Origin of the sequence: Priestia sp. BR_2 (genome assembly GCF_041954005.1) — a bacterium.
Lineage (GTDB): Bacteria > Bacillota > Bacilli > Paenibacillales > Paenibacillaceae > Paenibacillus_AQ > Paenibacillus_AQ lautus_A.
Genome location: NZ_JAVFHM010000276.1, coordinates 24,393 through 46,963 on the forward strand (window position 1 = coordinate 24,393; position 22,571 = coordinate 46,963).

A 22,571-nucleotide genomic window follows, 5' to 3' on the forward strand; every position below is an offset into this window, starting at 1 on the left:
AACAATGACATCGGATAGGTCGGCAAGACCGCCGATCTGATCCTTATCCTAAAATCGGGGGAATGATGATGGTACATCGTATGCTGGCCAAAGACAGCTTGCTGAGAAATTTGAAGTCAGGATTGACCGCCGTATTGTTAACTAGTTTGCTGCTTGCGGGTTGTTCGTCAGGGAGTAAGGAGGATACGCCGGAGGCAAAGCCGAACGACGGCGGGAAGGATGCGTCAACCGCAATCGGCTCATCGTATCCGCTGAACACAACCGAAACGATCACGTCTTGGGAAATCTTGAACATGAATGCCGTAACCTTCTATTCCAATCTTGCGGATACACCGTTCGGGAAGGCGCTTGTCGACCAAACGGGAGTGCAGGTCGAGTACATTCATCCGAATGATCAGCAGACCACCGAGCAATTCAATCTGATGATTGCCTCCGATGAGCTTCCGGACGTCATTGAATATGATTGGACCGGAAGAAGTGCGGGCTCTTATCCGGGCGGACCGGAGAAAGCCATCCAGGACGGCGTGATTCTGGAACTTAATGATCTGATTGATCAATATGCGCCCAACTTGAAGAAGAAACTCGAAGCGGACCCGACTCTTGATCGCATGGTCAAAACAGACAGCGGCAAGTATTATGTATTTCCCATGATCCGCAATCCGTCCGGGCTCGTCTTCCGCGGGCCCATGATCCGCCAAGATTGGCTGGAAGAGCTTGGGCTGCCCGTGCCGACGACCATAGAGGAGTGGGAGAAGACGCTAATCGCCTTTCGCGACGAAAAAGGAGCCACTGCGCCGCTTAGCGTGACGTATACCGGCGGAAATTTTGAGATTCGAGATGCCTTCATCGGAGCTTACAAGACATCGAACTCCTTCTATGTAGATGATGAAGGAAAGGTAAAGTATGGGCCTATGGATCCGCAATACAAGGATTTCCTGGCCTTGTTCCGCAAATGGTTCGCGGAAGGGTTGTTTGACAAGGATTTTGCGCTCACCGATACGAAAGCATTGGATAACAAGATCTTGACCGGGCAGACCGGGGCAACGGTACATCTCCTCAGCGGCGGCATGGGCAAATGGATGGATGCCATGAAGGAGCAGGATCCGAAATTCAAGCTGGTCGGCGCTCCATATCCAACGCTCAATCCGGGCGAAATTCCCTTTATCGGACAACGGGACTTCAAGTACAATCCGGGACCGAGCAAGGCCATCACAACGGCTGCCAAAAATCCCGAGCTGATCGTACGCTGGCTTGATTATGCTTACAGCGAAGAAGGCTCGTTGCTCTATAACTTTGGCATTGAAAGGGAGAGCTATGTGATGGAGAACGGCGCTCCGGTGTATACCGATTTGATTAAAAACAATGAGAAGTACAGTCTGCAGCAGATGGTATCGCAGTATTCCAAGCCGAATGGTCCATACGAAGCGGATGAACGTCGGAACTGGAATACGTTCCCCGAGCAGGATGAGGCCGTGAAAGTATGGTCGAAGACGGATGCCGAGAAGCATATACTGCCTGGCTTCCTGACGCCAACCGCCGAAGAAAGCAAGGAGCTTGGCAAGATTCTAACCGAAGTAAGCAACTATAAAGAGGAAATGTTTGTCAAGTTCATTGTCGGCAAGGAGCCGATGGAGAGTTATGACAAGTATGTGGAGCAGCTCAAGAAGCTGGGTATTGAGCGGGCGGTTGAAATCTATCAAAGCGCACTGGATCGATACAACAGCAGATAACGAAATCATAACGCGCGGGGAATGGAGCGGTTCATTCCCCCGATAACTTGCTACTTCAATAGACCGTACATGAGGAGTGAGAACGGCATGGCGAAACTTCCGCCTCCGACACGCACGTCAATTCCTTCAAACACGGCAGGACTGAATCCACGAAAATGGGGCTTGCTGAAGGACATTAGCAAAAATCGTTTCCTATACATCATGTTGATTCCGGTACTTCTATATTTCGCGGTTTTTCATTATTTTCCGATGTACGGGGCGTCCATAGCTTTTAAAGAGTTCTCCCCACGTCTTGGTATCATGGGAAGCCCATGGGCCGGCTGGGAGCATTTCGAATCGTTTTTCAACGGCATTTACTTCTGGCGAGTTGTCAAGAATACGCTGTTAATCAGCTTTTATGAACTGCTCTTTGGCTTTCCGGCCCCCATTATATTGGCGCTCCTGCTGAACGAAATCAGAAAAACCGCTTTCAAACGCACGGTTCAAACCATAACCTATATGCCGCATTTTATTTCGCTGGTCGTTGTTTGCGGCATCATTAAGGAATTCACGATGAGTGACGGGTTAATCAACGATATCATGGCCTTTTTCGGATGGGAACGGGTCTCCCTTCTGCTGGAATCCGAATATTTCCGGACTCTTTTCGTAACCTCCGGAATTTGGCAGAACATCGGCTGGGGGACCATCATCTACCTTGCCGCCTTGGCCGGTATCGACCAAGAACAATATGAGGCCGCGAAGATCGATGGAGCCAACCGGTGGAGGCAAATGCTGAACGTGACGCTGCCGGGGATAATGCCAACGATAGTCATTCTGTTCATTCTTGAGATCGGTAGGCTGATGAACGTCGGCAGCGAGAAAATCATTCTGCTCTATAACCCGTCAATCTACGATACCGCAGACGTCATTAGCTCCTATGTGTACCGGGTCGGGCTGCAGGAATTCAATTACAGCTTCAGCTCGGCAGTAGGGCTGTTCAATTCGGCCATCAATTTCACGCTTGTCATCGGCTCAAACTGGCTGAGCCGCAGGATGAACAAAACCAGCTTGTGGTAGGAGGTGAAGGGAATGGAATGGAGAGCAGGGAATCGATCGGTCGGCGAAAAGCTGTTTGATATGTTTAATTACGCCTTGTTGACCATCATCACATTATGTACGTTGTATCCATTGATCTACGTGCTGTTTGCTTCCTTGAGTGATCCAACCCGTTACATGCAGCATTCGGGGATTCTGTGGAAGCCGCTGGATATGACGTTTAACGCTTATCGGCTCGTGTTTGATAATCCGATGATTATTCAAGGATACATGAATACGTTCCTTATCGTTTCCGGCAGCTTGGTGCTTAATATTACATTGACCGCGTTCGGAGCGTATGCGCTGTCCCGTAAGGGATTGCGATATCGTAAGCAACTGATGCTGTTTATCGTATTTACGATGTTCTTCAGCGGCGGCTTGATTCCCCTGTATTTTACAGTAAAAGGCTTGGAGCTAACCAATACGCTGTGGTCCTTAATTATTCCACAGGCCATATCTGCTTTTAATCTGATTATCATGAGAACGGCTTTTGAGGCGGTGCCGGATAGTCTGGAAGAATCGGCCAAGATTGACGGAGCCAATGAATTTGTCATCTTATTCCGAATCATGATGCCGCTCTGCATGCCGGTTATCGCCGTCATGCTGCTGTATTACGGCGTCAGTCACTGGAATTCATGGTTTCAGGCCATGATCTATCTGCAGGATCGCTCCTTGTATCCGCTGCAGCTCGTCCTGCGGGAGCTGCTGCTTCTGAACGATGCAAGTTCTATGGCAAGCGGTGCGAGCGGCGGGGAAGTCGCCGTCATCGGCGAGACGCTGAAGCATGCGACCATTATCGTGGCGACGGTCCCGATTCTGCTGGTTTATCCGTTTCTGCAGAAGTATTTCGTGAAGGGCGCTCTAATTGGTGCCATTAAAGGATAGCGATAGGAGGATATAGGATGAGTAAACTAGAGACCCGCCCTCAACTCGACTTGGATACGTGGTGGAATGGTGCTCGCATGAAGGTGGACCGGATATTGGCCAGAAAGCCAGATCTTGCACCGCATGCGGCCAAGGACGGAGAATACGACGATTTGACGTTGGATAACTGGATTTCGGGTTTTTGGCCGGGAATGCTGTGGATTGTTTACGATATGACCGGAGATACGAAATATCGGAAAGCGGCGTGGGACTTTGATATTCGGATGGAGCGTTTGACGCTGGAAGAAAGCCGCTTTCACCATGATGTGGGATTTCAGTATTTGCCGACATCCGTCATGAAATACAAGTTGACCGGCGATGCAGACGGCAAAAGGCGAGGGCTTGCGGCTGCCAACTTTCTGGCAGGGCGGTTTAACCTGGCCGGCCAATACATCAGGGCATGGAACAAGGATCTTCCGGGATGGGCCATCATCGATTGTCTCATGAACTTATCCCTTTTGTATTGGGCTGCCGAAGAAGGAGAAGACCCTCGATTCCGCCACATCGCAAATGCCCACGTAAACATGGCATTACGGCATATGATTCGTGCCGATGGATCCACTTGCCATGTTGCCGTATTTGATCCGGAAAGCGGAGAGCTGCTGGAGTATAAAGGCTGGCAGGGCTATGCCCCGGATTCCTGCTGGTCCAGAGGGAATGCGTGGGCGTTGTATGGGATGGCCAACGCTTACCGATACACGAACAATTTAAATTACTTGCAAGCCGCCAAGCAGGTAGCTCATCATTTTATAGCCTCATTACAAGAACATGGGGTCCCGCCATGGGATTTCCGCGTACCGGATCCCGAAACCGAGCCGTGCGACACTTCGGCCGCGGCCATTGCCGCTTCAGGATTATTGGAGCTGGCTGCCCTGACAACCCCGGAGATTGGCGCTGTGTACCGGAAAGCCGCTGAACGAATCATCGCGGTTTTGTCGACGGAGTATGCAGCCTTTCAGGCCCCTGAGCATGAGGGGATCCTGTTTGGCGGAACCGGCCATAAGCCGGCGGATACCAATATCAATGTATCGCTTATATATGGGGATTATTATTACATTGAGGCACTCGCGAAGCTTCGGGGCTGGGCCCATCGCGTATTCTGATCGGTTATCGGTACGTTAATATTCGAAGCGAGGTGAACGGATATGAGAACGTTATTTACCGCATTAAACCTACGGTCTCTCCGATCGATAAATATGGGACTGGTTATAATCCTGTTGATCGGAACACTGATGATAACACCTTCAGAAGCCCAAGGGGCTTCGGGTGATGCAGGAGGGAGCAGCATGAATCGGATCGAGAGCACGGTAACGGCTAGCAGCTACCAACCGGGCACGAATTACGTACCGGGGAATGTGTTGGACGGGGTATGGGGCGAGGACGCGGAGAGCCAGCAAAGCCGCTGGTCCGCTTCCGGTCAAGGACAATGGCTGCAGTTTGATCTGGGCACGGAACAGACGGTCACGTATGTGAATATTGCCTTTTTGAATGCCAGAGAGCGTCTGTCCAGTTTTGAGATATCAGCTTCGCATACCGAAGATTTTCAATCCAGCACCGTTGTGTTTGAACGACAATTCAGCCGGCAGCTGCAGCCGGAAGACAGCCTCTTGCAAACTTATGTATTGCAAAGTCCGGTGAAAGCCAGGTATTTGCGGTTGATTGGATATGGCAATAACGCCGGCGGCAGCTCGGGAAACTGGAACAGCATCATGGAAGTAGAGCTTTATGCAGGGAAAGTGCCGGGTGAATCACCGGAAGAGCCGCTACCGCCACTTCCTCCTAACGCCGGCGAAGTGAAGGAGGAGGACGTGAAGCCCCCGGAGCTGAAGCGAGTTTCGGTTCGTACGGCGGAACAATTGCAGCAGGCGCTGGATCAGGCAGTGGCCGGCACGCTGATTGAATTGAAGGATGGGACCTATGAGCAGAACGGTCCATTTATTGTGAAGGATAAACACGGCTCTGCGGCCTATCCGATTCGGATAACCGGAAAGTCCGGCAAAGCCGTCATCAGCGGCAATAGTTACATGCACATTGAAAATTCAAGTTATGTTGAAGTCAGCGGGCTCACGTTCCGGAACGGGATCGGCGATGAGAATGGAATACAGACCTTGACTGACCGTGGGTTGGCACATCGGGCGCTTACGGGGGTACACCCGGGCATTCAATTGGAAAGCTCAAGCCGGATATCCATATTAGGCAACAGCTTTGCCTTGAATGAAACAGGTCAGCCTTATCGATTCAAGGCTCTAAACAGGAATGTATGGTGCCTGCTCGATGTCGAGGACAGCTGCCGGTACAGCGGTGATCAGTATGATCCGAATGGCGAAGTATATGAGGGGTTAACGCCATATGAAGATCCGAAGCTGATAACGGACAATGGCACGCACCGACATTATATCCGGGTCGAAGGAACGAGCAGCCATAACCGGATCGCTTATAATGATATCGGACCGAAGAAGGGTTTTGGCGCAGTCGTGATATATGATGGCGAAGGGCATAGCGGGCAGCATATATCGCAATACGATGTTATTGAATACAATTATTTTCACGGAATCGGTCCGCGGGTAACCAACGGGCTGGAGGCCATCAGGCTCGGTCTTTCCAGTACATCCCTCTCCTCCGGATATATTACGATTCAGCATAATTTGTTCGACGGGTTTCATGGCGAAGACGAAGTAATATCGGTGAAGAGCAGTGACAATATCATACGGTATAACACGATTCGCAATTCATACGGCGGGATCGTGTCACGACACGGAAACCGCAACAGCTTCTACGGCAACCATCTCATCGGCGATGGGGTGACACCGGGCAGCAGCGGGTTCCGGATATACGGCAACGATCACAAAATCTATAACAATTACATGGAAGGTCTTACGGATAAAGTGATTCGCCTTGATGGCGGAACGCATGACGGCGGGCCGGAAGGCAGTACGAATCCGGTGGTGCGCTGGGGTGGTAGCCAGGAACAAACCGCGAGGCTGGGGGACCTGCCGGCCGAGCAAAGGACTGAACTTCTGCGCGGACACTGGAGGCAGTACAACGTACAGATTTACAACAATACCATCGTGAATGTCGGCAACCAAACGACGGCCTTCAATCTCGGCGGCAGAACCTATCAACCCGTAGGAACTAAGATATACAACAATTTGATATTCAGCCATGCAAGTACGATATTCCATGAAACCGATGCGGTTATTCAAGCACCCGATCAGGAGCGGGTGGAGTACAAGGGGAATAAACTCGAGGGGAATGCACCGATCTCGAACAATCCGATCGTGGACAGAGAGATGAACAAACAAGACCTTCGTTTGGTGCGCAGCAAGGACGGACTTATCCGGTTATCCATCTATAGCCCCGCCGTTGACGCTGCCCTGGCTCCTTATGCTGCAGCGGAGGACTTGGATGGACAGCTTCGGTATATCCCGGACGTAGGTGCAGATGAGTATGACTCAGGTAAACAGCGGTCCAATCCTCCGCTCACTGCCCGTGATGTCGGCCCGGACGCCTGGATAAAATAAAGCAGCGCCGTTGGGACCCATCGTGTCTGCTGATCCGCGTCGCCTGTCGCACGCATTCAGCGCCATCATTCGGCCTTCATGCCGACTCTTCGGACTTTCGATGTTACACGGAAATCAAAGGTTGTATGCTTATAAATTTCACTCCATTGATCTGCGGTTTTGACATGGCTATTCCAATAGGAAGGTTTTCTGGCTCGTACCAATTCGCCGAATCCGAAAATATCGGATTCTTTTTTTTGCGTTTTTTGGATTAGTCCGAGCATGAGTTCTTTAACGGATCGTTCATTCTCCCGAGCAATTTCCTCAAGAATATGCGAGTTATTGAGCGGGAGGGTTTCCGTGTTTTTCTCTTCGACATTCACTTCCGTCACTGCCGTGATCGTAAAATGAGGAAGCCCGTTCTTGATGTCTACCTTGATTTCCGATTCCCGGTTCGTTGCATGGATGGTGACGACCTGAGAGTCGTCTCCAACATGAATGATTCCGCGATAACCTGCCGGACTGATTCCCTTAATGACCAAGTATCCGGCAATTTCAAACGGTTTAGTCACGCCGACCAGTGTAGCACCTTTGAAAAAAGCCATGCCGCTGATTTCCACGTTATCGCCCTTCATGATTTGGATGTAAGGCAGAAATCCTTCCTGGCCCTTCTTCGACGAATTGTTCCAGAAGGTTCCGATATAGTCGCTCGGGAACTTGCCATGCTTAACGGCGTCGTCCAGCGTGGAGGACAAATACAATGCCGGGACGCGCTCCAGCTTCGGAGCTGCTTCCATCAGTTCTCTCGCTTTCCCTTTGGATACCATCAGCCAGGCCATACGGCGAACTTCTGCGTTTCGGTGAAGATAGTCGTTTAAATTCTCCATCCCCTTTCTGGCAAATTCTTCAGAAACGACGATGACACGGAGATGTCCAAAAAACAATTTGCCTGATATTTGCTGCTGGAGATTCATCATCGCATCATCGACGGTATGTCCCACAACATCAAGCACCCACACAGTTTCTTGGGCGCCTTCGCCTGAAGCACCGCCTTCGCCGGGTCCGAGCGGTATTCTGCCGGGAAGAGCGATTTGAACGGATAACTGGATCATTTCCTGTTTCGGTGCGGGATATTTCCCTCGAAGATGAGAAATTTCATCTTCACGAATCTCGGCATCCTTGCCGGCCGAGTCGATTGATATACCTAGAACGACCGCGCGTTCCTCAATCTCCATCCGATCCCAGCAGCCTGTCAGAAGTGAGCAGAGGAGAAGAAGGATCATGAATTTTAGGTTAAAGCCGGCGTTTACTCTCTTACTCATTGAGATCCTCCTGAACTCAGACATCTAAACTCACACGAAGACTTTAACAAGGACGATAACCAGAAACCAAACCGTTACGATACCGATATTGATCCAACCTAGCACGCGGGATACTTTTTTTTCCTTGGTCATGTTCGATTGTCTGTACTTATTCGTGTCGATGAACAGATTGAACAAGCCGCAGAAGAGCCAGATCAGAATGGCAACATCCAAATAACCGCTGTAAATTTCCCCGATCATTTGGCTGCACCTCTTTTTTTGCGCAGGATGGCAATGATCAGAAGGATTCCGGGATACGCGATAGTAATCAGCAGTCCATATTTGGATATCATGCCGTTCACTTCATTCAATTGAATCAAGCTTTGGGGCAGCATGGCCAACACGAACAGAAAGGGGAGGATGAAGAAGGACAACATCCCATGATCCGCTAACCGGAATAACTTGCTTATCGAGTAAAGCGTAAAGTAGTAACAAGAGAACAAGGAAGTAAAAACAGCCGTTACCCATACGGCTAGAAAGACTGCATCCAAGCGTTCCAGCACATTGGCAGGCAATGAAGTGGCTTTGGCAAGCTCCAGTGTAGGCCACAACAGCTTTTTGGTTTCCTCGGCTCCGAACACACCCACGGTGGCAGCCACGATCAAAATATACAAAGCGCCGGTTACTACCATGGCCCAAAGGCTGGACCGCATCGCTCTTTCAGGTTTGCACATGGCCGGAATGACCATCATCATAATAAAGTATCCTTGGAACACGGTGGAGAGCGTAATAATGCCTGCCGGTATGCCTCCGGGTTCATTTCCCCATAGAGGGAGAACATTGACCAAGTCTGCATTTTTTAATGAAAGGGCGACGATCAAAAGGGCAGGTATCAGAATAAAGGGGCTGTAAAATAAGTGGATATACGCAAAGGTCATAATATTTCGGCGTGAAGAAAATGCAGCCAGGAGCAGCATGACTAGCACCGTTACCTCCAGCGGTGTATTTTTCAGGACGGCCGTAACGACAACCTCACCGAATTCTCTGGCGACCAGAGAGGTCAAAACCGCAAAAAACGCAATCGAGACCAAGCTTGCGATTCGACCGAACCACTTGCCGATGATGACTTCGGTGTACTCCACGTACGAGTCATTCGGAAACCGCATGCCGAGCCGGGTCATGAAGAAAAGTCCGACAAACGCCAGCAGCATTCCCAAAAAAGTAACGAACGGAGCCCCGGCATCCGCAGCTTTGACCGCAGACAAAGGGAGTGCAAGAACGCCTACTCCCACGATGGTGCTGATCGTAATGGCAGAGGCTTGCAGAACCGTGATTTGGCGCTGTTCATTCATGGTTATCGACCTTTCTCGTCATTAGGTTGGACGGGATTCATGATATTGGTTGAGGAATGATCCACCTGCTCCTTCATTTGATCACCGAGCCTTGATGTGTCAAGCGAGTGGAGGAAGGAAGGCCTGTTCTTCATCTTCCACAGCGGTCCGCGAGTCAGAAGATCCCGCATGCCTTGAAAGTTGCCTGGGACGAATGGGCTTAGATACGGAACTCCGAACGATTTAAGCGACAAAAGATGATTGGCAATCAGGATGATGCCGACCATGACGCCGTACAATCCGAAGATCCCGGCCAATATGATCAGCGGAAAACGCAGCAGACGGAGCGCAAGCGCCGCGTTGTAGGCCGGGGTTGCGAAAGATCCGATGGTCGTTAATGCTATGATGACGATGGTAATCGGACTAGCGAACCCGGCAGATACCGCGGCTTGCCCGATGACGAGCACGCCGACAATGGATAATGCACCGCCCACCTGCTGCGGCAACCGGATCGTGGCTTCCCGCAAAACCTCCATCGAAATTTCAATAACGAGCACTTCGACCATCGCCGGAAAAGGGACGCCTGCACGTCCGCCTGCGACGGCGACCGCAAATTCCGTGGGAATCAGCTCAGGATTAAAGGAGATAATCGCCACATACAACGAGGGAAAAACCAAGGAAAATACCAAAGCCACCAGGCGGGACAGCCGAATCGCGCTCATCAATAGAAATCGTTCGGTATAATCTTCGACCGTTTGATAGAACTGGCTGAATACGGTTGGAGCGATCAAGGCGAGAGGAGAACCGTCGACCAGAATGGCCACTCGGCCTTCCAGCAGATTCGCCACGACTTTGTCGGGCCGCTCCGTATACTGGATTTGCGGAAACGGAGACCAATGATTGTCTTCGATAAACTGTTCCAGATACCCCGAATCCAGCACGGCATCGATTTCAATGGCGTCCAGGCGCTTATTCACTTCTTTAACGATGCCGGGATTGGTGATGCCATCCATGTAACAGACCGCAACCTTGGATTTCGTTTTCGTTCCGATCTCCATGGATTTCACGCGGAAATCCGGCGTTTGCAGCCGGTAGCGGAGCAGGGAAATGTTGGTGCCGAGCGTCTCGATGAATCCTTCCCGGGCCCCGCGGATCACCTGTTCCGTCGCCGGCTGTTCGATTGAACGCTGCGATATTTTTCGTGTATCAATGATAATGGCCTCGTCCAGCCCTTCGATCGCTACGACAGACTGTCCCCTTAAAAGATTGTCGGTGAGCACGGAGATTTTTCGTTCCGCGTATCCTTCGCTGTGATAAAGCGTATCCTTCATCAAAGTGTCCATCAACGCATGGCGAGGGAGGTCTGAAACATCGAGATGGCGAGGGCCATATTTAAGCGGTCTTAATAAAGTATTATTAATGACGGCGTGATCCGTCATATCGGAGAAATAAAACAATACGGCCGGATGCTGCCCGAACACATGGAAGGGATGTATCATAAAATCGTCGTTATCGCCGAGAATTTTCTTGATTTCGGATGTGGTCTCTTCTAAGCTCTCCGATATGTTACGGCCATCTGAACTCGCATTATTTGAGTTACGGGATTGGTTTGAACCCGTCCATGTGGAAAATGGCATTGTTGTTTACACCTCACTTGTTTAAACGGTGGTCCTTAGCTGTTTGGATAGTTTGATTAAGTATTTCCTCTGTTTGTTATTTTTATCAAACGAAGCCCTCTAAGTATTGTATTTAATATATGAATGCGATATATTGCATATAACAAACTTAAAGAGTAAGGATGATGAGCCATGCCAGTTCCTAAGAATTATGTCTCTCCCGTACGGATGACCGCAAAAGAAAGAGCCTTCTCCCAAATTCAACGGTGGATTATCGATGGCACGCTTCAGCCCGGCGAGAAATTGCTCGACGCCGAATTGGCGGAATCGCTTGGCGTAAGCCGAACGCCCATCCGGGAAGCTTTTCAACTGCTTGAAGTACAAGGACTCGTGTCCACGCACCCCGGGAAAGAAACAAAAGTTACGGCCATTGAAAGGGAAGATATCTTTAAGATGTATTCGACCATGGCCGTTCTTCAAGCATTGGCTGCCGAAGTGACCACTACCATCATTGTTCCGGAGCAGATCCAGCAATTGCGGGCGATGAATCTGGATTTTGAAAATGCCATGAAGAGCGGGCAAGCTTATCAAGCCATGGAGTTGGATGAACAGTTTCATAATTTCATCGTGGAGCTGTCAGATAATCCTTATGTCGCTGCATATAGTGCCTCGCTTCAGATGCATATCCGGCGGTTTAAGTACGTGTTCTTAAAACAGCCGATTGCTGCCGCACAGGCTTCAGTCGATGAGCATGCCTCGATCATCAGCGCTTTCGAGCAGAAGGACGGTGATCGGGCTCAAGCTATGATGAAACAAAACTTCATGCGTCCCATGCAGGAACTACACGGGTTACTCTAAGTAGAGGGGAGAAGGAAGGATGACAAATAAAAAAGATTTACGCATTCGCAGTAAGGTAATCAGTGAGGGCGTCAACAGGGTACCGAACAGGGCGATGCTGCGGGCTGTTGGTTTCACGGATGCGGATTTTAAGAAACCGATGATTGGCGTAGCCAGCACTTGGAGCGAAGTGACCCCTTGTAATATGCATATCGACAAGCTAGCCATAGAGGCCAAGCAAGGGGTACGCAACCATGGCGGCGCTCCGCTTATTTTCAACACGATCACGGTTTCGGATGGCATTTCGATGGGGCACGGGGGCATGCTGTTCTCCCTGCCCAGCCGAGAAGCCATCGCAGATTCGATTGAGATCGTGACGGGGGCCGAACGTTTCGATGGTCTGGTGGCGATCGGCGGTTGCGACAAGAATACGCCCGCCTGCCTGATGGCAATCGGACGGATGAATCTTCCTGCGGTTTATGTTTACGGCGGTACGATACAGCCCGGGAAGCTCGATGGCAAGAACGTGGATATCGTCACGGCTTTCGAAGCGGTCGGGCAATATCATGACGGAAAAATGACGGAGGAGCAGTTACATAAGGTGGAATGCAGCGTCTGCCCGGGACCGGGCTCTTGCGGGGGCATGTATACAGCCAATACGATGGCCGCTGCGGCAGAAGCCATGGGGATGAGCCTGCCCGGTTCCTCTTCCACGCCGGCTATTTCACCAGACAAAGCAGCGGAATGCGCTGCGGCTGGAAGGCAGGTCCTCTCCTTGTTGGAGCAAGAAATCTATCCCAGGGACATCATGACCAAAAAAGCGTTTGAGAATGCGATAACCGTCGTCATGGCTTTGGGCGGTTCAACCAACGCGTTCCTGCATTTGCTTGCGATCGCTCATTCGGTTGGCGTAGATTTGACGTTGGACGATTTCGAGCGAATCCGTTTGCGAGTTCCCCACCTTGCAGACCTGAAGCCAAGCGGACGACAAGCCATGCAGGACTTAAACGAAGTCGGCGGCGTACCGGGCGTCATGAAATTATTGCTCGCCGAGGGGCTTCTGCATGGCGATTGTCTAACGGTCACAGGTAAATCATTGGCAGAGAATCTGGCGGAAGCTGCGCCGTTAGAGGGCAGCCAGGAAATCATTCGCCCCATTGATAAGCCGCTGAAGCCGAACGGGCCATTGGTTGTATTAAGAGGCAATCTCGCGCCAGAAGGTGCGGTCGCCAAAATGTCGGGTATGAAGAAGCTGCGTTTTGTCGGACCGGCCAAGGTGTATGACAGTGAGGAGGATGCAACCGAAGCGATCTTGAGAGATGAAATATGCAAGGGCGACGTGTTAGTCATTCGTTATTGCGGTCCTAAGGGCGGCCCGGGTATGCCGGAGATGCTGTCGGTCACGGCACTCATTGTAGGCAAGGGTCTTGGCGGAGAGGTTGCGCTGATTACGGACGGCAGATTCTCGGGCGGCTCGCATGGGTTCGTTGTCGGTCACGTAGCGCCTGAAGCACAGGTAGGCGGGCCGATCGCGCTGCTGAGGAATGGAGACATGATCACGATCGACAGCGAAACGCAAGAAATGACGTTCGACGTATCGGATTCCGAATTGGCTGCAAGGGCACAAGCATGGCAGCAGCCTCCACTCAAAGTTTCCACGGGCGTGTTGTACAAATATGCAAAATTAGTGTCCTCAGCATCGAGAGGCGCGGTTACCGACTCTGCAGAATAATGGAATTTCCAGCCCGAATTAAAGCTTATAGTCAATATCTCGGCGAAGACAGGCATCGGTCAGAAGGCCGAGTAATGTGAACGATGACGAAGAAACTGGGCAGCTTTGAGAACAAAACAGGGATGATTTCATCCCTGTTTGTTATTGTCCTGGCTCCCGTGGTCCTTTCGGTACTATCGTTCACATAGTGTTACATTTCAGTATGACTGCAATCACATATGCGGGGATCGGAGTTTCATATACTTGAGTTGTAAGAGTGAAAAAGTTCACAAACACGTATTTAGTCTAGGGAGGTTTGAATAATGAGTTCATTCACGCTTCAGAGCCAAGTATCCGACATTGTGACATCCATCCCGCAAACCGCGGATTTATTTCGATCCCTCCGCATCGATTTTTGTTGCGGCGGACAGGTGCCTTTGGAAGAGGCAGCCAAGCAGCGTCATTTGGATCCAGCCGTCGTTCTGGAGCAGGTTCGGTCCGTAGAGAGCAAGTTTGCCGATTACCAGGAAAGCCGTCCCGCTTCATTGAAGGAATCCGAACTGATTGATCACATCCAACAAAAGCATCATGCCTTCCTCCGTGATGAATTACCGGCATTAACGCCCTATGTAACGAAATTGGCCCGTGTGCATGGAGAGCATCATCCCGAGCTGCTTCGCGTGCAGGTGCTCTTCTCGGAATTGAAAAAGGAGCTGCTAGAGCATACGAAGGACGAGGACGAACGTGTATTTCCGCTCATCTTGAAATTTGTGGCGGACCCTAGCCACCAAGCGGCAGCAGGGCTTAAGCCGCACGTGTCCGAACTGGAGCATGAACATGCTCATGCCGGCAGCTTGCTGCAGGAGCTGCGGGACGTAACATCCGATTTCGAGCTTCCGGCTGATGCCTGCGGTACGTATCGTCTTGTCTTTCAACGGTTAGCCATGCTTGAAAAGGACACGTTTGAGCATATCCATCTGGAAAACAACATATTGTTTGCGCGGCTGCGACAAGCGGTATAACCTTTCGACAACGTCCCTTCCTCACCGAATGAGGAAGGGATTTTTATTGTTCCAGCCTGTCATCCTACTCAACGATTCGCTGCATTCGGACAATATACGCATAAGTAACTCTTCCGATGATGACGTCGAAAGAGTTTTTTCGTGCAAAAATGTTGACTATTTCAAAAAGGCATGCTATATTCTCATCATTCTAAATCGTAAAAATTACGAATAAAGAATATTAAGCCAACTGGCAATCCATTGGAACAGAGGGAGCCCGTGATGAAGCAGAAGATCGATTTTGTGAAATGCAATCCCACGCAGAACATGACGATTCTCATTAACACCAAGCTTCCGCACGATGAACATAAACGCGTCGCTGCTAAAATCATGTCGTACGACAACGTTTATGCAGAGCAGGTTGGTTTTATCGAACAATCCAAGATAGATCATGCAGAAGCGTTTCTGCGGATGGCAGGAGGTGAATTTTGCGGGAATGCTTGCATGGCCTTAGCGGCATACCTGGCAGAGGTTCAAGGGACGAAACGTCATATAACAACTGAATTTCGACTGGAGGTTTCAGGCGCGGAGCGGTTAGTGTCATGCTACGTAACAAAAAACAAGGAGGATTATTGCTGCCGGGTCAACATGCCGCTTCCGGTGACAATTGATCAAACGGTCCTTCAAGACGGGTGCTCCCTTGTTGACGCGGTTGTCGTTCGATACAACGATTTTGTTCATTTCGTGATTGAAGTGGAGCGCTTCGATGCGCAAATGAACAGCAGCATGTTGGCCCTGGCCAAGCACATCGGACCCTCTCTCGATACGAGAATGGTCGGGATCCTGTTATACAACTCCCGCACTAGGGAACTGACTCCGCTCATTTATGTACCGGAGCTTAATAGCGCGGTGTGGGAAAGAGGTTGCGGATCCGGTACGGCTTCCGTAGGCGCCTACTTAGCTTGGAAGCATAAGAGGGATGTCGAGGCTTCCATCAAACAGCCCGGCGGAACGATTCATGTAAAGGCACTATTTGATCAAAACCGGGTGACGCATCTGGAAATCGAAGGGGCCGTTGGCATTGCGGCTCAAGGCATCGCATTCATTGATCTGGATGAAGACCATATCGCGGGGGTGGGAATTCGTGAAACTAACCATGTTTGATCAATCCTTGGCTGATTATTTAACAAGGTTTAAGTACTTCGCAGACCGCTTCGATCATATTTCCCGTCACCGAACCGAGCTGGAACGTCTGGTCGATGATTATTCAACGTTTATCACCGACGAGTCCAACTCCAATATATGGGATGGGCTGGAGCGGCAAGGAACTGGAGGTTTGAACGGGCTTGCGGAGGAATTGAGAGCGTATTCGGCACGCTGCGTAGCGACCCTGGAGAAATATCGCGCATTGAAATTGATCAAGGGAGACACGGGGATCACCGATTATTTCAGGAATATCGAAGAATGCATCGAGAAAGAGTTCGGAAGCTTCCAAGTGACTTCGAAGTCGATCGTACTGCTGGTTGGCTCCGGCGCATTTCCGATGACGGCTCTATTGATCGCCAAGCGAACGGGAGCCGTGGTGATCGGGATCGACATTGACGATGAGGCCATTGGGCTCGGGGTCAAGGTTATCGAGGCATTGGGCCCGGAGCTGAAGATCCGGCTGATAAATACACCAGTAGAAAATCTTGATTACATACAAGAGGTCACCCACATCATTTTCAGTTCAACGGTTGCTGAAAAGTACGACATGTTGGAGCGGTTACATCCATTAACGAACGAAGAGGTCGTTGTGGCCATGAGGCACGGAAACGGTTTGAAGTCTTTATTCAATTACCCCATGAAAGAAACGGATGACGACAAATGGAAACTAGTTGATACGGTATTGCGCCAAAACGATATATTCGACATCGCGTTGTACAAAAAAGGCACCATAACACATGGCTAAACGAAGTGAGGTGTTCTTATGAGAGATATGGAGCGAGTCCTGATATTGGGAACGGGTCCAGCCGCCTTGCAGCTGGCAGTGATCCTTAAGAAAGGGGAGCGTTGTCATTTGGGCATTGCGGGCCGGGAATCGGTCCGTTCCGCGGATTTTTTTGAATCGCTTTCGGCCAGCGGTCAAAGGGTTCGCGTAAGCATCCAAAACGAAAAACATCATGCCTTGGAAGGCGAGTACCGTTTGGACGGCGTATTTCGTGGAATTGAGACGATCGAAGGCCAGTGGGATACCCTGATTTTGGCAGTGACCACCGACGCATATTTGGAAGTCATGCGACAGATCGACCAAGACGTTCTGCGAAAAGTAAACAGCTTGGTGCTGATCTCCCCTACGTTCGGTTCCAACAGCTTGGTAACCGGTTATATCGGGCAATTGAATCCGGGTGCGGAAGTCATAAGCTTTTCTACATATATCGGGGACACCAGATGGGTCGATGACCGGGTTTCCAATCATGTCATAACGACGGGGGTCAAGAAAAAAGTCTATATCGGCTCGACACGGGGCCGCTCAGATCTTGTTGACAGGCTGTGCGGTCTGTATAAGCAATCGGACATTGAAGTGGAATTCATGAGGACGCCCCTGGAGGCAGAAGCGCGAAATATTTCGTTATATGTCCATCCCGCTTTATTCATGAATGACTTCTCATTAAACGCCATTTTTGACGAATCGGGTACTCGTAAGTATGTCTATAAGCTTTTTCCTGAGGGCCCTATTACGCAGGAACTGATCCGCAATATGTTATCCCAGTGGAAAGAAATGATGAACATTTTGGGTCGATTAGGGATGAGAGGCATCAATTTGCTGAAGTTTATGACGGATGATACCTATCCGGTGAGAAATGAGAGTTTATCACGCCGGGATATTGACAGCTTCGAGCACTTGGAAAGCATTCATCAAGAGTATTTATTGTATATTCGTTACGCCTCATTGTTGATCGATCCCTTCTCTGAGCCGGATCCTGAAGGAAAGTACTTTGATTTCTCGGCGGTGCCGATCCGGAGTTTGTTTATCAATCTGGAAGGCTGCCTGGATATCCCGAGAATGCCCAAGGAGGACTATTATCGGATCAAGATCATACAAGGCATTGCCGGCTTCTTAAAGGTGGAATGTCCAACCATCGATCGGTTCATTTCAGCATATGAAAGCAAAATCGTCAGCGTGGCACTTGCTCATAAGGACCGGTCGTTGTCCGGCGCCTTCGCGGTTCAGAGTTTCGGAGAAGAACTGGCCATGATATGCAAGGACCTAACCAATACATGAACGTTAACATAATCAAGTGGGTGGCAGGAGGAAAACCGTGAAAAGAAAAACCGTAATCATATGGATGTTTTTATGCACGATGGCGCTTTTGGCAGGCTGCGGAGAGACGAATCAGGCAAACAAATCCGCATCGGCTGTCCAGGAAGAATTAATCTATGCGACAGCAAAAGATATTCATGATATGAACCCGCATTTGTACACGGGCTCCATGCCGGCTCAGGGCATGGTATACGAGTCGCTGGTGGAGAACACGAAGGAGGGCATCAAGCCGCTGCTTGCGGAATCTTGGGACCTTTCCGAAGACGGCCGGACCTATACCTTTCATTTAAGAAAAGACGTGAAGTTCCATGATGGAGAACCGTTTAATGCCGAAGCGGTCAAATTGAACATCGACGCCGTGCAGCGTAATGCCGAAAAACATGCTTGGATTAAGCTGTCCAGCAAAATCAAAAACGTGAAGATCGTGGATGAATACACTGTCCAATTGATCTTAAGCGAAGCTTATTACCCAACGCTGGTCGAACTGTCCATGACGCGGCCGTATGTATTCCTATCGCCGAAGGACTTCATTCAAGGGGAAACGAAGGATGGCGTTAACGGCCATAACGGTACAGGTCCTTACAAGTTCACGGAGCATAAAATCGATGAGTATGCCGTTTTTACCGCCAATGAAGAATACTGGAACGGTGCGCCGAAAATCAAGAAAATTACGGCCAAGGTGCTGCCTGCCGGCGAGACGACGTTTCTGGCCATGCAGAAAGGAGAGGTGAACTTCGTATTCACCGATGATCGGGGGGCAGACAGCATCGACGTGCAAGCGATGAATCAACTGGTTGACGCCGGAACCTATCAGCTTGTTCGCAGCGAAGCCATGAATACGAAAATGATAGTCGCCAACAGCAGCAAATCGGACAGCCCGGTAAGCGAAACCGCGGTGCGTGAGGCATTCTGGTATGCAATCGATCGCGAAACGATCAGCAAGGACATATTCGAAGGAACCGAAGCCGAGGCGAACAGACTGTTCTCCTCCAACGTGAACTATGCGGATGTCGAATTGAAGGAACGCGGCCATGATCCGGGAGCGGCCGAGTTAATCTTGGAACAAGCCGGATGGAAAAAAGGCAGCGGCGACGAGGCCCGGACCAAGTCCGGGCAGCAGCTGGCCATGAACTTATATTATGACAGCAATTCATCTTCGCAAAAAACACAGGCGGAATTCATTCAGCATGCGCTAATGCAGATCGGAATAAAGCTGGATATCATCGGCGAAGAATCGAGTTCGATCGCGAATCGAAGGTCTACGGGCGACTACGAGTTATTGTTTAATCAGACCTGGGGATTGGCGTATGACCCCCAAAGCACCATCGCTGCGTTCACTTCCGAGGCTTCTTATCTGCATACGACCAAAGGGATCGCCGAAGCGGATCATCTCTATGACCGGATACAGCAGGTTATGGTATCGACTGACGAGGAAGCCAGAAAGGCGTTGTATGCCGAGATCATGCGGACGGTTCACGATGAAGCCGTATTTATCCCGATTTCGAGCGGGAGCGTCACGGTTCTCGCACCGAAGAACTTGAAAGGCATTACGTTCAAGCAAACCCAATTTGAGCTGCCTTTTGAACAAATGTATTTCGAATAGGCTGCGTGCTCATCAATCGATAAGGAGTCATTATGGGAAGTTATATAGCTAAACGATTATTGCTGTCCGTTCCGATTCTGCTCATGATTTCATTCTTGACCTTTCTATTGATCAACCTGTCGCCCATGGATCCTGCCGAAGTGGTGCTCCGCGCCCAGGAAGTTCCCGAAATCACGGAGGAACTGATCGCTAAGACGCGTGAAGAGCTGGGACTGAATCAACCGTTCCTGAAGCAATATGCCGACTGGGTGATGGCCTGTCTTCAATTGGATTTCGGAGAGTCCTACGTCACGGGACAATCGGTGTGGTCCTTGATCAGCCCGGCGTTTCTCAACACGTTAAAGCTAACGTTGGTTTCGTCGATCATCATCATCGTCATGTCCGTCATCTTGGGGGTTGTCTGCGCATTAAACGAAGGCAAAATGCTGGATCGATCGGTAAGAGGCGTTTCCTTCTTTCTGACGGCGATGCCTTCTTATTGGCTGGCTTCGATCATGATCTGGTATTTCTCCGTCCGGCTGGACTTGCTGCCGACCAGCGGCATGGACTCCTATCAAAGCTATATTCTTCCCGTAACGGTCATATCGGTGAGTTATGTCGGCATTTACTTCAGAAACGTAAGAAGCTCCATGCTGGGCCACTTGCATGAAGACTATGTGGTTTATGGGAGAGCTTGCGGTTTGCCCGAGAAGAAGATTACGAAACATATTCTAAGAAATTCGCTGCAAGTCGCCGTATCCATCTTTTGCATGGCGATCCCAATTATACTGGGCAGTACCGTAGTCATTGAAAATGTATTTGCATGGCCCGGACTTGGGCGACTGAGCGTGAAATCCATATTGAGCAGGGACTTTCCGGTCATTCAGGCCTATGTCCTGATACTGGCTGTAGCCTTTGTCTTATTCAACACCTTGTCGGACATGATCAATGCTGCGTTCAATCCGAAATTAAGGAAGGAAATCTGATGAGAGCACTGAAAAATCTGAGCAAAGACAAGCTGGCCAGCCTGTCACTGCTCCTTATTGCCGCAATCGTAATATTGGGGCTGTTCGCCCCTATATTCGCGCCTCACGATCCGAACCATGTCGATATGAAGCTGCGTTATGCCGGCTCGTCCTGGGCGTATTGGTTCGGCAACGACCATTTGGGGAGATGCATCCTGTCCCGGCTGATTTATGGCATACGTCCCAGTATATTATGGGTTCTGGCCGCCTTGTTGGCATCGGTAGGCGTAGGTGCGGCCGTTGGATTCCTGGCAGGCTACTTCAAAGGCAAAACGGACGCGATTCTGATGAGAATTTGCGATATCATGCTTTCTTTTCCCGGGTATGTCATGACGTTAGCGGTTGTCGGCATTCTGGGTGCAGGCCTTGAGAACATCCTGATTGCCTTTGTTGCCATGAAATGGGCGTGGTTTGCCCGCGTCATCCGAACGTCGGTCCAGCAGTATGCCGAAATGGATTATGTGAGGTTTTCAAAAGCTGCCGGCATCAGCAATCGTAGAATCATCATGAAGCATATCGTTCCCGTAACATTCTCGGATATTGCCGTCATTGCCAGTGGTTCGATGTGTTCCATGATATTGCAAATCTCCGGATTATCCTTCTTGGGGCTGGGCATCAAGGCCCCTCACGCCGAATGGGGGATGATGCTGAATGAAGCGAGAGAGGTTATGTTTTCACATCCCGAGCTGATGTTGGCGCCCGGCTTGGCGATCGTCATTGCCGTATCGGCATTTAATTTTCTGGCGGATGGGCTTCAGGTCGCGCTGGATCCCAAACGAATGAACTCCGGCAAGCAGCCGCGAATTGCAAAGGTGGAGAAACCGAATGTTGAATATGCTAGAGGTTAACCATTTGAGGGTATGGGATGCGAAGGAGGGCAAAGAGATCATCCGTGACAGCTCTTTTCGGTTAAAGCCCCAAACCTGCCTGGCAATCGTAGGGGAAAGCGGGAGCGGAAAATCCCTTACGTGCAGATCGATCATCCGATTGCATAAGCCCTGGATTCGTCAATCCGGGGAGATTCTGTTCAAAGGCGAGAATTTGAATCAACTTTCGGATAAAGAAATGAGAAGAAGAAGGGGTAAACAGATTGGGATGATCATGCAGAACGGCATGGGAGCGTTTGATCCATCTTCCGTAGTCGGCGTTCATTTCCAAGAGACGTTAAAAGCGCATTTCGGCTGGAGCAAGAGCCAAGTCGAAACCGCGATGAAAAAAGCGATGGAGAGCGTGATGCTCAATCATCCGATCGAAACCATGAATAAGTACCCTTACCAACTATCGGGCGGCATGCTGCAGCGGTTGATGATTGCGCTCACGCTGGTTCTTTCGCCCGACATCGTGATCGCCGACGAGCCGACGACGGCACTCGATACCATCTCGCAGTACGAGGTCGTTGAACAGTTCATCCAGCTCCGCGAGCGAATGGGAGGCTCCATGATTTTTGTGTCCCACGACTTGGGGGTCGTGAAGAAGATTGCCGATGAAGTATTGGTCATGAGAAACGGCGTCATTGTAGAAAGCGGGAGCGTTGAAGAGGTATTATCGGCACCGCGGCATCCCTATACCCAGTACCTGGTTTCTACCCGTCTTGAGCTGAGCAACCATTTCAACGAGATTATGAGGGGGGAGTAA

At 50.3% G+C, this 22,571-nt stretch carries 19 protein-coding genes; 15 read left to right on the forward strand and 4 right to left on the reverse strand.

Annotated elements, in window-relative coordinates:
- Positions 1-68 precede the first annotated feature (68 nt).
- From RB298_RS21300 to RB298_RS21320, 5 genes are all read left to right on the forward strand, one after another.
- On the forward strand, positions 69-1,730 hold the full coding sequence (locus RB298_RS21300) for an extracellular solute-binding protein (protein WP_486048475.1): 1,662 nt from the start codon (positions 69-71) through the stop codon (positions 1,728-1,730).
- Between the two features lie 87 nt (positions 1,731-1,817).
- Entirely contained in the window at positions 1,818-2,786 is a 969-nt protein-coding gene (locus RB298_RS21305; RefSeq protein ID WP_176502390.1) for an ABC transporter permease, read from the forward strand.
- 12 nt (positions 2,787-2,798) lie between these two features.
- Positions 2,799-3,689 (forward strand): carbohydrate ABC transporter permease, encoded by an 891-nt coding sequence (locus tag RB298_RS21310; RefSeq protein WP_096773557.1) that lies wholly within the window; start codon positions 2,799-2,801, stop codon positions 3,687-3,689.
- A gap of 17 nt (positions 3,690-3,706) precedes the next feature.
- Positions 3,707-4,831, forward strand: a complete 1,125-nt coding sequence (locus tag RB298_RS21315) for a glycoside hydrolase family 88 protein (RefSeq protein WP_486048477.1) — start codon at positions 3,707-3,709, stop codon at positions 4,829-4,831.
- Positions 4,832-5,014: 183 nt separating this feature from the next.
- Positions 5,015-7,249: a chondroitinase-B domain-containing protein gene (locus RB298_RS21320; protein ID WP_486048479.1), complete on the forward strand. Its 2,235-nt coding sequence runs from the start codon at positions 5,015-5,017 to the stop codon at positions 7,247-7,249.
- Positions 7,250-7,314: 65 nt separating this feature from the next.
- Here the strand turns inward: RB298_RS21320 and RB298_RS21325 are convergent, their stop codons facing one another.
- Genes RB298_RS21325 through RB298_RS21340 form a run of 4 tightly spaced genes read right to left on the reverse strand, consistent with a single transcriptional unit; the run spans position 7,315 to position 11,497 of the window.
- Complete coding sequence (locus tag RB298_RS21325) at positions 7,315-8,550, reverse strand: Ger(x)C family spore germination protein (RefSeq protein WP_375119717.1); 1,236 nt, start codon at positions 8,548-8,550, stop codon at positions 7,315-7,317.
- Between the two features lie 30 nt (positions 8,551-8,580).
- Positions 8,581-8,790 (reverse strand): CLC_0170 family protein, encoded by a 210-nt coding sequence (locus RB298_RS21330; protein WP_096773560.1) that lies wholly within the window; start codon positions 8,788-8,790, stop codon positions 8,581-8,583.
- Entirely contained in the window at positions 8,787-9,881 is a 1,095-nt protein-coding gene (locus RB298_RS21335) for a GerAB/ArcD/ProY family transporter (protein ID WP_096773561.1), read from the reverse strand. Before RB298_RS21335 ends, RB298_RS21330 begins: the two co-directional genes overlap by 4 nt.
- A gap of 2 nt (positions 9,882-9,883) precedes the next feature.
- Positions 9,884-11,497 carry a spore germination protein gene (locus RB298_RS21340; protein WP_486048482.1) on the reverse strand — a complete coding sequence of 538 codons (1,614 nt, stop codon included), beginning with the start codon at positions 11,495-11,497 and terminating at the stop codon, positions 9,884-9,886.
- A 171-nt stretch (positions 11,498-11,668) separates the two neighbouring features.
- On the opposite strand from RB298_RS21340, the gene RB298_RS21345 reads away from it, so the two are divergent.
- The 10 genes from RB298_RS21345 (at position 11,669) to cntD (ending at position 22,571) form a co-directional block, all read left to right on the forward strand.
- Complete coding sequence (locus RB298_RS21345; protein ID WP_096773563.1) at positions 11,669-12,334, forward strand: GntR family transcriptional regulator; 666 nt, start codon at positions 11,669-11,671, stop codon at positions 12,332-12,334.
- 19 nt (positions 12,335-12,353) lie between these two features.
- The gene (gene ilvD, locus RB298_RS21350) at positions 12,354-14,045 is read left to right on the forward strand and encodes a dihydroxy-acid dehydratase (RefSeq protein WP_375119720.1); all 1,692 of its coding nucleotides are present in this window, start codon (positions 12,354-12,356) and stop codon (positions 14,043-14,045) included.
- 302 nt (positions 14,046-14,347) lie between these two features.
- The gene (ric, locus tag RB298_RS21355; protein WP_375119721.1) at positions 14,348-15,046 is read left to right on the forward strand and encodes an iron-sulfur cluster repair di-iron protein; all 699 of its coding nucleotides are present in this window, start codon (positions 14,348-14,350) and stop codon (positions 15,044-15,046) included.
- Positions 15,047-15,307: 261 nt separating this feature from the next.
- Positions 15,308-16,189: a histidine racemase CntK family protein gene (locus RB298_RS21360; RefSeq protein ID WP_486048484.1), complete on the forward strand. Its 882-nt coding sequence runs from the start codon at positions 15,308-15,310 to the stop codon at positions 16,187-16,189.
- Positions 16,170-16,976, forward strand: coding sequence for a class I SAM-dependent methyltransferase (locus tag RB298_RS21365; RefSeq protein ID WP_486048486.1), 807 nt, complete (start codon positions 16,170-16,172; stop codon positions 16,974-16,976). The genes RB298_RS21360 and RB298_RS21365 overlap by 20 nt, the downstream gene beginning before the upstream one ends.
- An 18-nt stretch (positions 16,977-16,994) precedes the next feature.
- Positions 16,995-18,290 (forward strand): opine metallophore biosynthesis dehydrogenase, encoded by a 1,296-nt coding sequence (locus RB298_RS21370; protein ID WP_486048487.1) that lies wholly within the window; start codon positions 16,995-16,997, stop codon positions 18,288-18,290.
- A 37-nt stretch (positions 18,291-18,327) separates the two neighbouring features.
- Positions 18,328-19,932 carry a staphylopine-dependent metal ABC transporter substrate-binding lipoprotein gene (gene cntA / locus RB298_RS21375; protein ID WP_486048489.1) on the forward strand — a complete coding sequence of 535 codons (1,605 nt, stop codon included), beginning with the start codon at positions 18,328-18,330 and terminating at the stop codon, positions 19,930-19,932.
- Between the two features lie 32 nt (positions 19,933-19,964).
- Positions 19,965-20,897 carry a nickel/cobalt ABC transporter permease gene (gene opp1B, locus RB298_RS21380; RefSeq protein WP_486048491.1) on the forward strand — a complete coding sequence of 311 codons (933 nt, stop codon included), beginning with the start codon at positions 19,965-19,967 and terminating at the stop codon, positions 20,895-20,897.
- Positions 20,897-21,784 carry a staphylopine uptake ABC transporter permease subunit CntC gene (gene cntC / locus RB298_RS21385; protein ID WP_486048493.1) on the forward strand — a complete coding sequence of 296 codons (888 nt, stop codon included), beginning with the start codon at positions 20,897-20,899 and terminating at the stop codon, positions 21,782-21,784. Before opp1B ends, cntC begins: the two co-directional genes overlap by 1 nt.
- A complete protein-coding gene (gene cntD / locus RB298_RS21390) occupies positions 21,762-22,571 on the forward strand; it encodes a staphylopine uptake ABC transporter ATP-binding protein CntD (protein WP_486048495.1) in 810 nt (269 codons plus the stop codon). Before cntC ends, cntD begins: the two co-directional genes overlap by 23 nt.

What these genes read in the sequence shown, in the direction of transcription:
- RB298_RS21305 (WP_176502390.1), top strand. Translation starts at nt 1,818, where the DNA reads ATGGCGAAACTTCCGCCTCCGACACGCACGTCAATTCCTTCAAACACG.
- RB298_RS21370 (WP_486048487.1), top strand. Translation starts at nt 16,995, where the DNA reads ATGAGAGATATGGAGCGAGTCCTGATATTGGGAACGGGTCCAGCCGCC.
- RB298_RS21325 (WP_375119717.1), bottom strand. Translation starts at nt 8,550, where the DNA reads ATGAGTAAGAGAGTAAACGCCGGCTTTAACCTAAAATTCATGATCCTT.
- RB298_RS21345 (WP_096773563.1), top strand. Translation starts at nt 11,669, where the DNA reads ATGCCAGTTCCTAAGAATTATGTCTCTCCCGTACGGATGACCGCAAAA.
- RB298_RS21330 (WP_096773560.1), bottom strand. Translation starts at nt 8,790, where the DNA reads ATGATCGGGGAAATTTACAGCGGTTATTTGGATGTTGCCATTCTGATC.
- RB298_RS21335 (WP_096773561.1), bottom strand. Translation starts at nt 9,881, where the DNA reads ATGAATGAACAGCGCCAAATCACGGTTCTGCAAGCCTCTGCCATTACG.
- RB298_RS21300 (WP_486048475.1), top strand. Translation starts at nt 69, where the DNA reads ATGGTACATCGTATGCTGGCCAAAGACAGCTTGCTGAGAAATTTGAAG.
- opp1B (WP_486048491.1), top strand. Translation starts at nt 19,965, where the DNA reads ATGGGAAGTTATATAGCTAAACGATTATTGCTGTCCGTTCCGATTCTG.
- ilvD (WP_375119720.1), top strand. Translation starts at nt 12,354, where the DNA reads ATGACAAATAAAAAAGATTTACGCATTCGCAGTAAGGTAATCAGTGAG.
- RB298_RS21340 (WP_486048482.1), bottom strand. Translation starts at nt 11,497, where the DNA reads ATGCCATTTTCCACATGGACGGGTTCAAACCAATCCCGTAACTCAAAT.
- cntD (WP_486048495.1), top strand. Translation starts at nt 21,762, where the DNA reads ATGTTGAATATGCTAGAGGTTAACCATTTGAGGGTATGGGATGCGAAG.
- ric (WP_375119721.1), top strand. Translation starts at nt 14,348, where the DNA reads ATGAGTTCATTCACGCTTCAGAGCCAAGTATCCGACATTGTGACATCC.
- RB298_RS21320 (WP_486048479.1), top strand. Translation starts at nt 5,015, where the DNA reads ATGAATCGGATCGAGAGCACGGTAACGGCTAGCAGCTACCAACCGGGC.
- RB298_RS21310 (WP_096773557.1), top strand. Translation starts at nt 2,799, where the DNA reads ATGGAATGGAGAGCAGGGAATCGATCGGTCGGCGAAAAGCTGTTTGAT.
- RB298_RS21360 (WP_486048484.1), top strand. Translation starts at nt 15,308, where the DNA reads ATGAAGCAGAAGATCGATTTTGTGAAATGCAATCCCACGCAGAACATG.
- cntC (WP_486048493.1), top strand. Translation starts at nt 20,897, where the DNA reads ATGAGAGCACTGAAAAATCTGAGCAAAGACAAGCTGGCCAGCCTGTCA.
- RB298_RS21315 (WP_486048477.1), top strand. Translation starts at nt 3,707, where the DNA reads ATGAGTAAACTAGAGACCCGCCCTCAACTCGACTTGGATACGTGGTGG.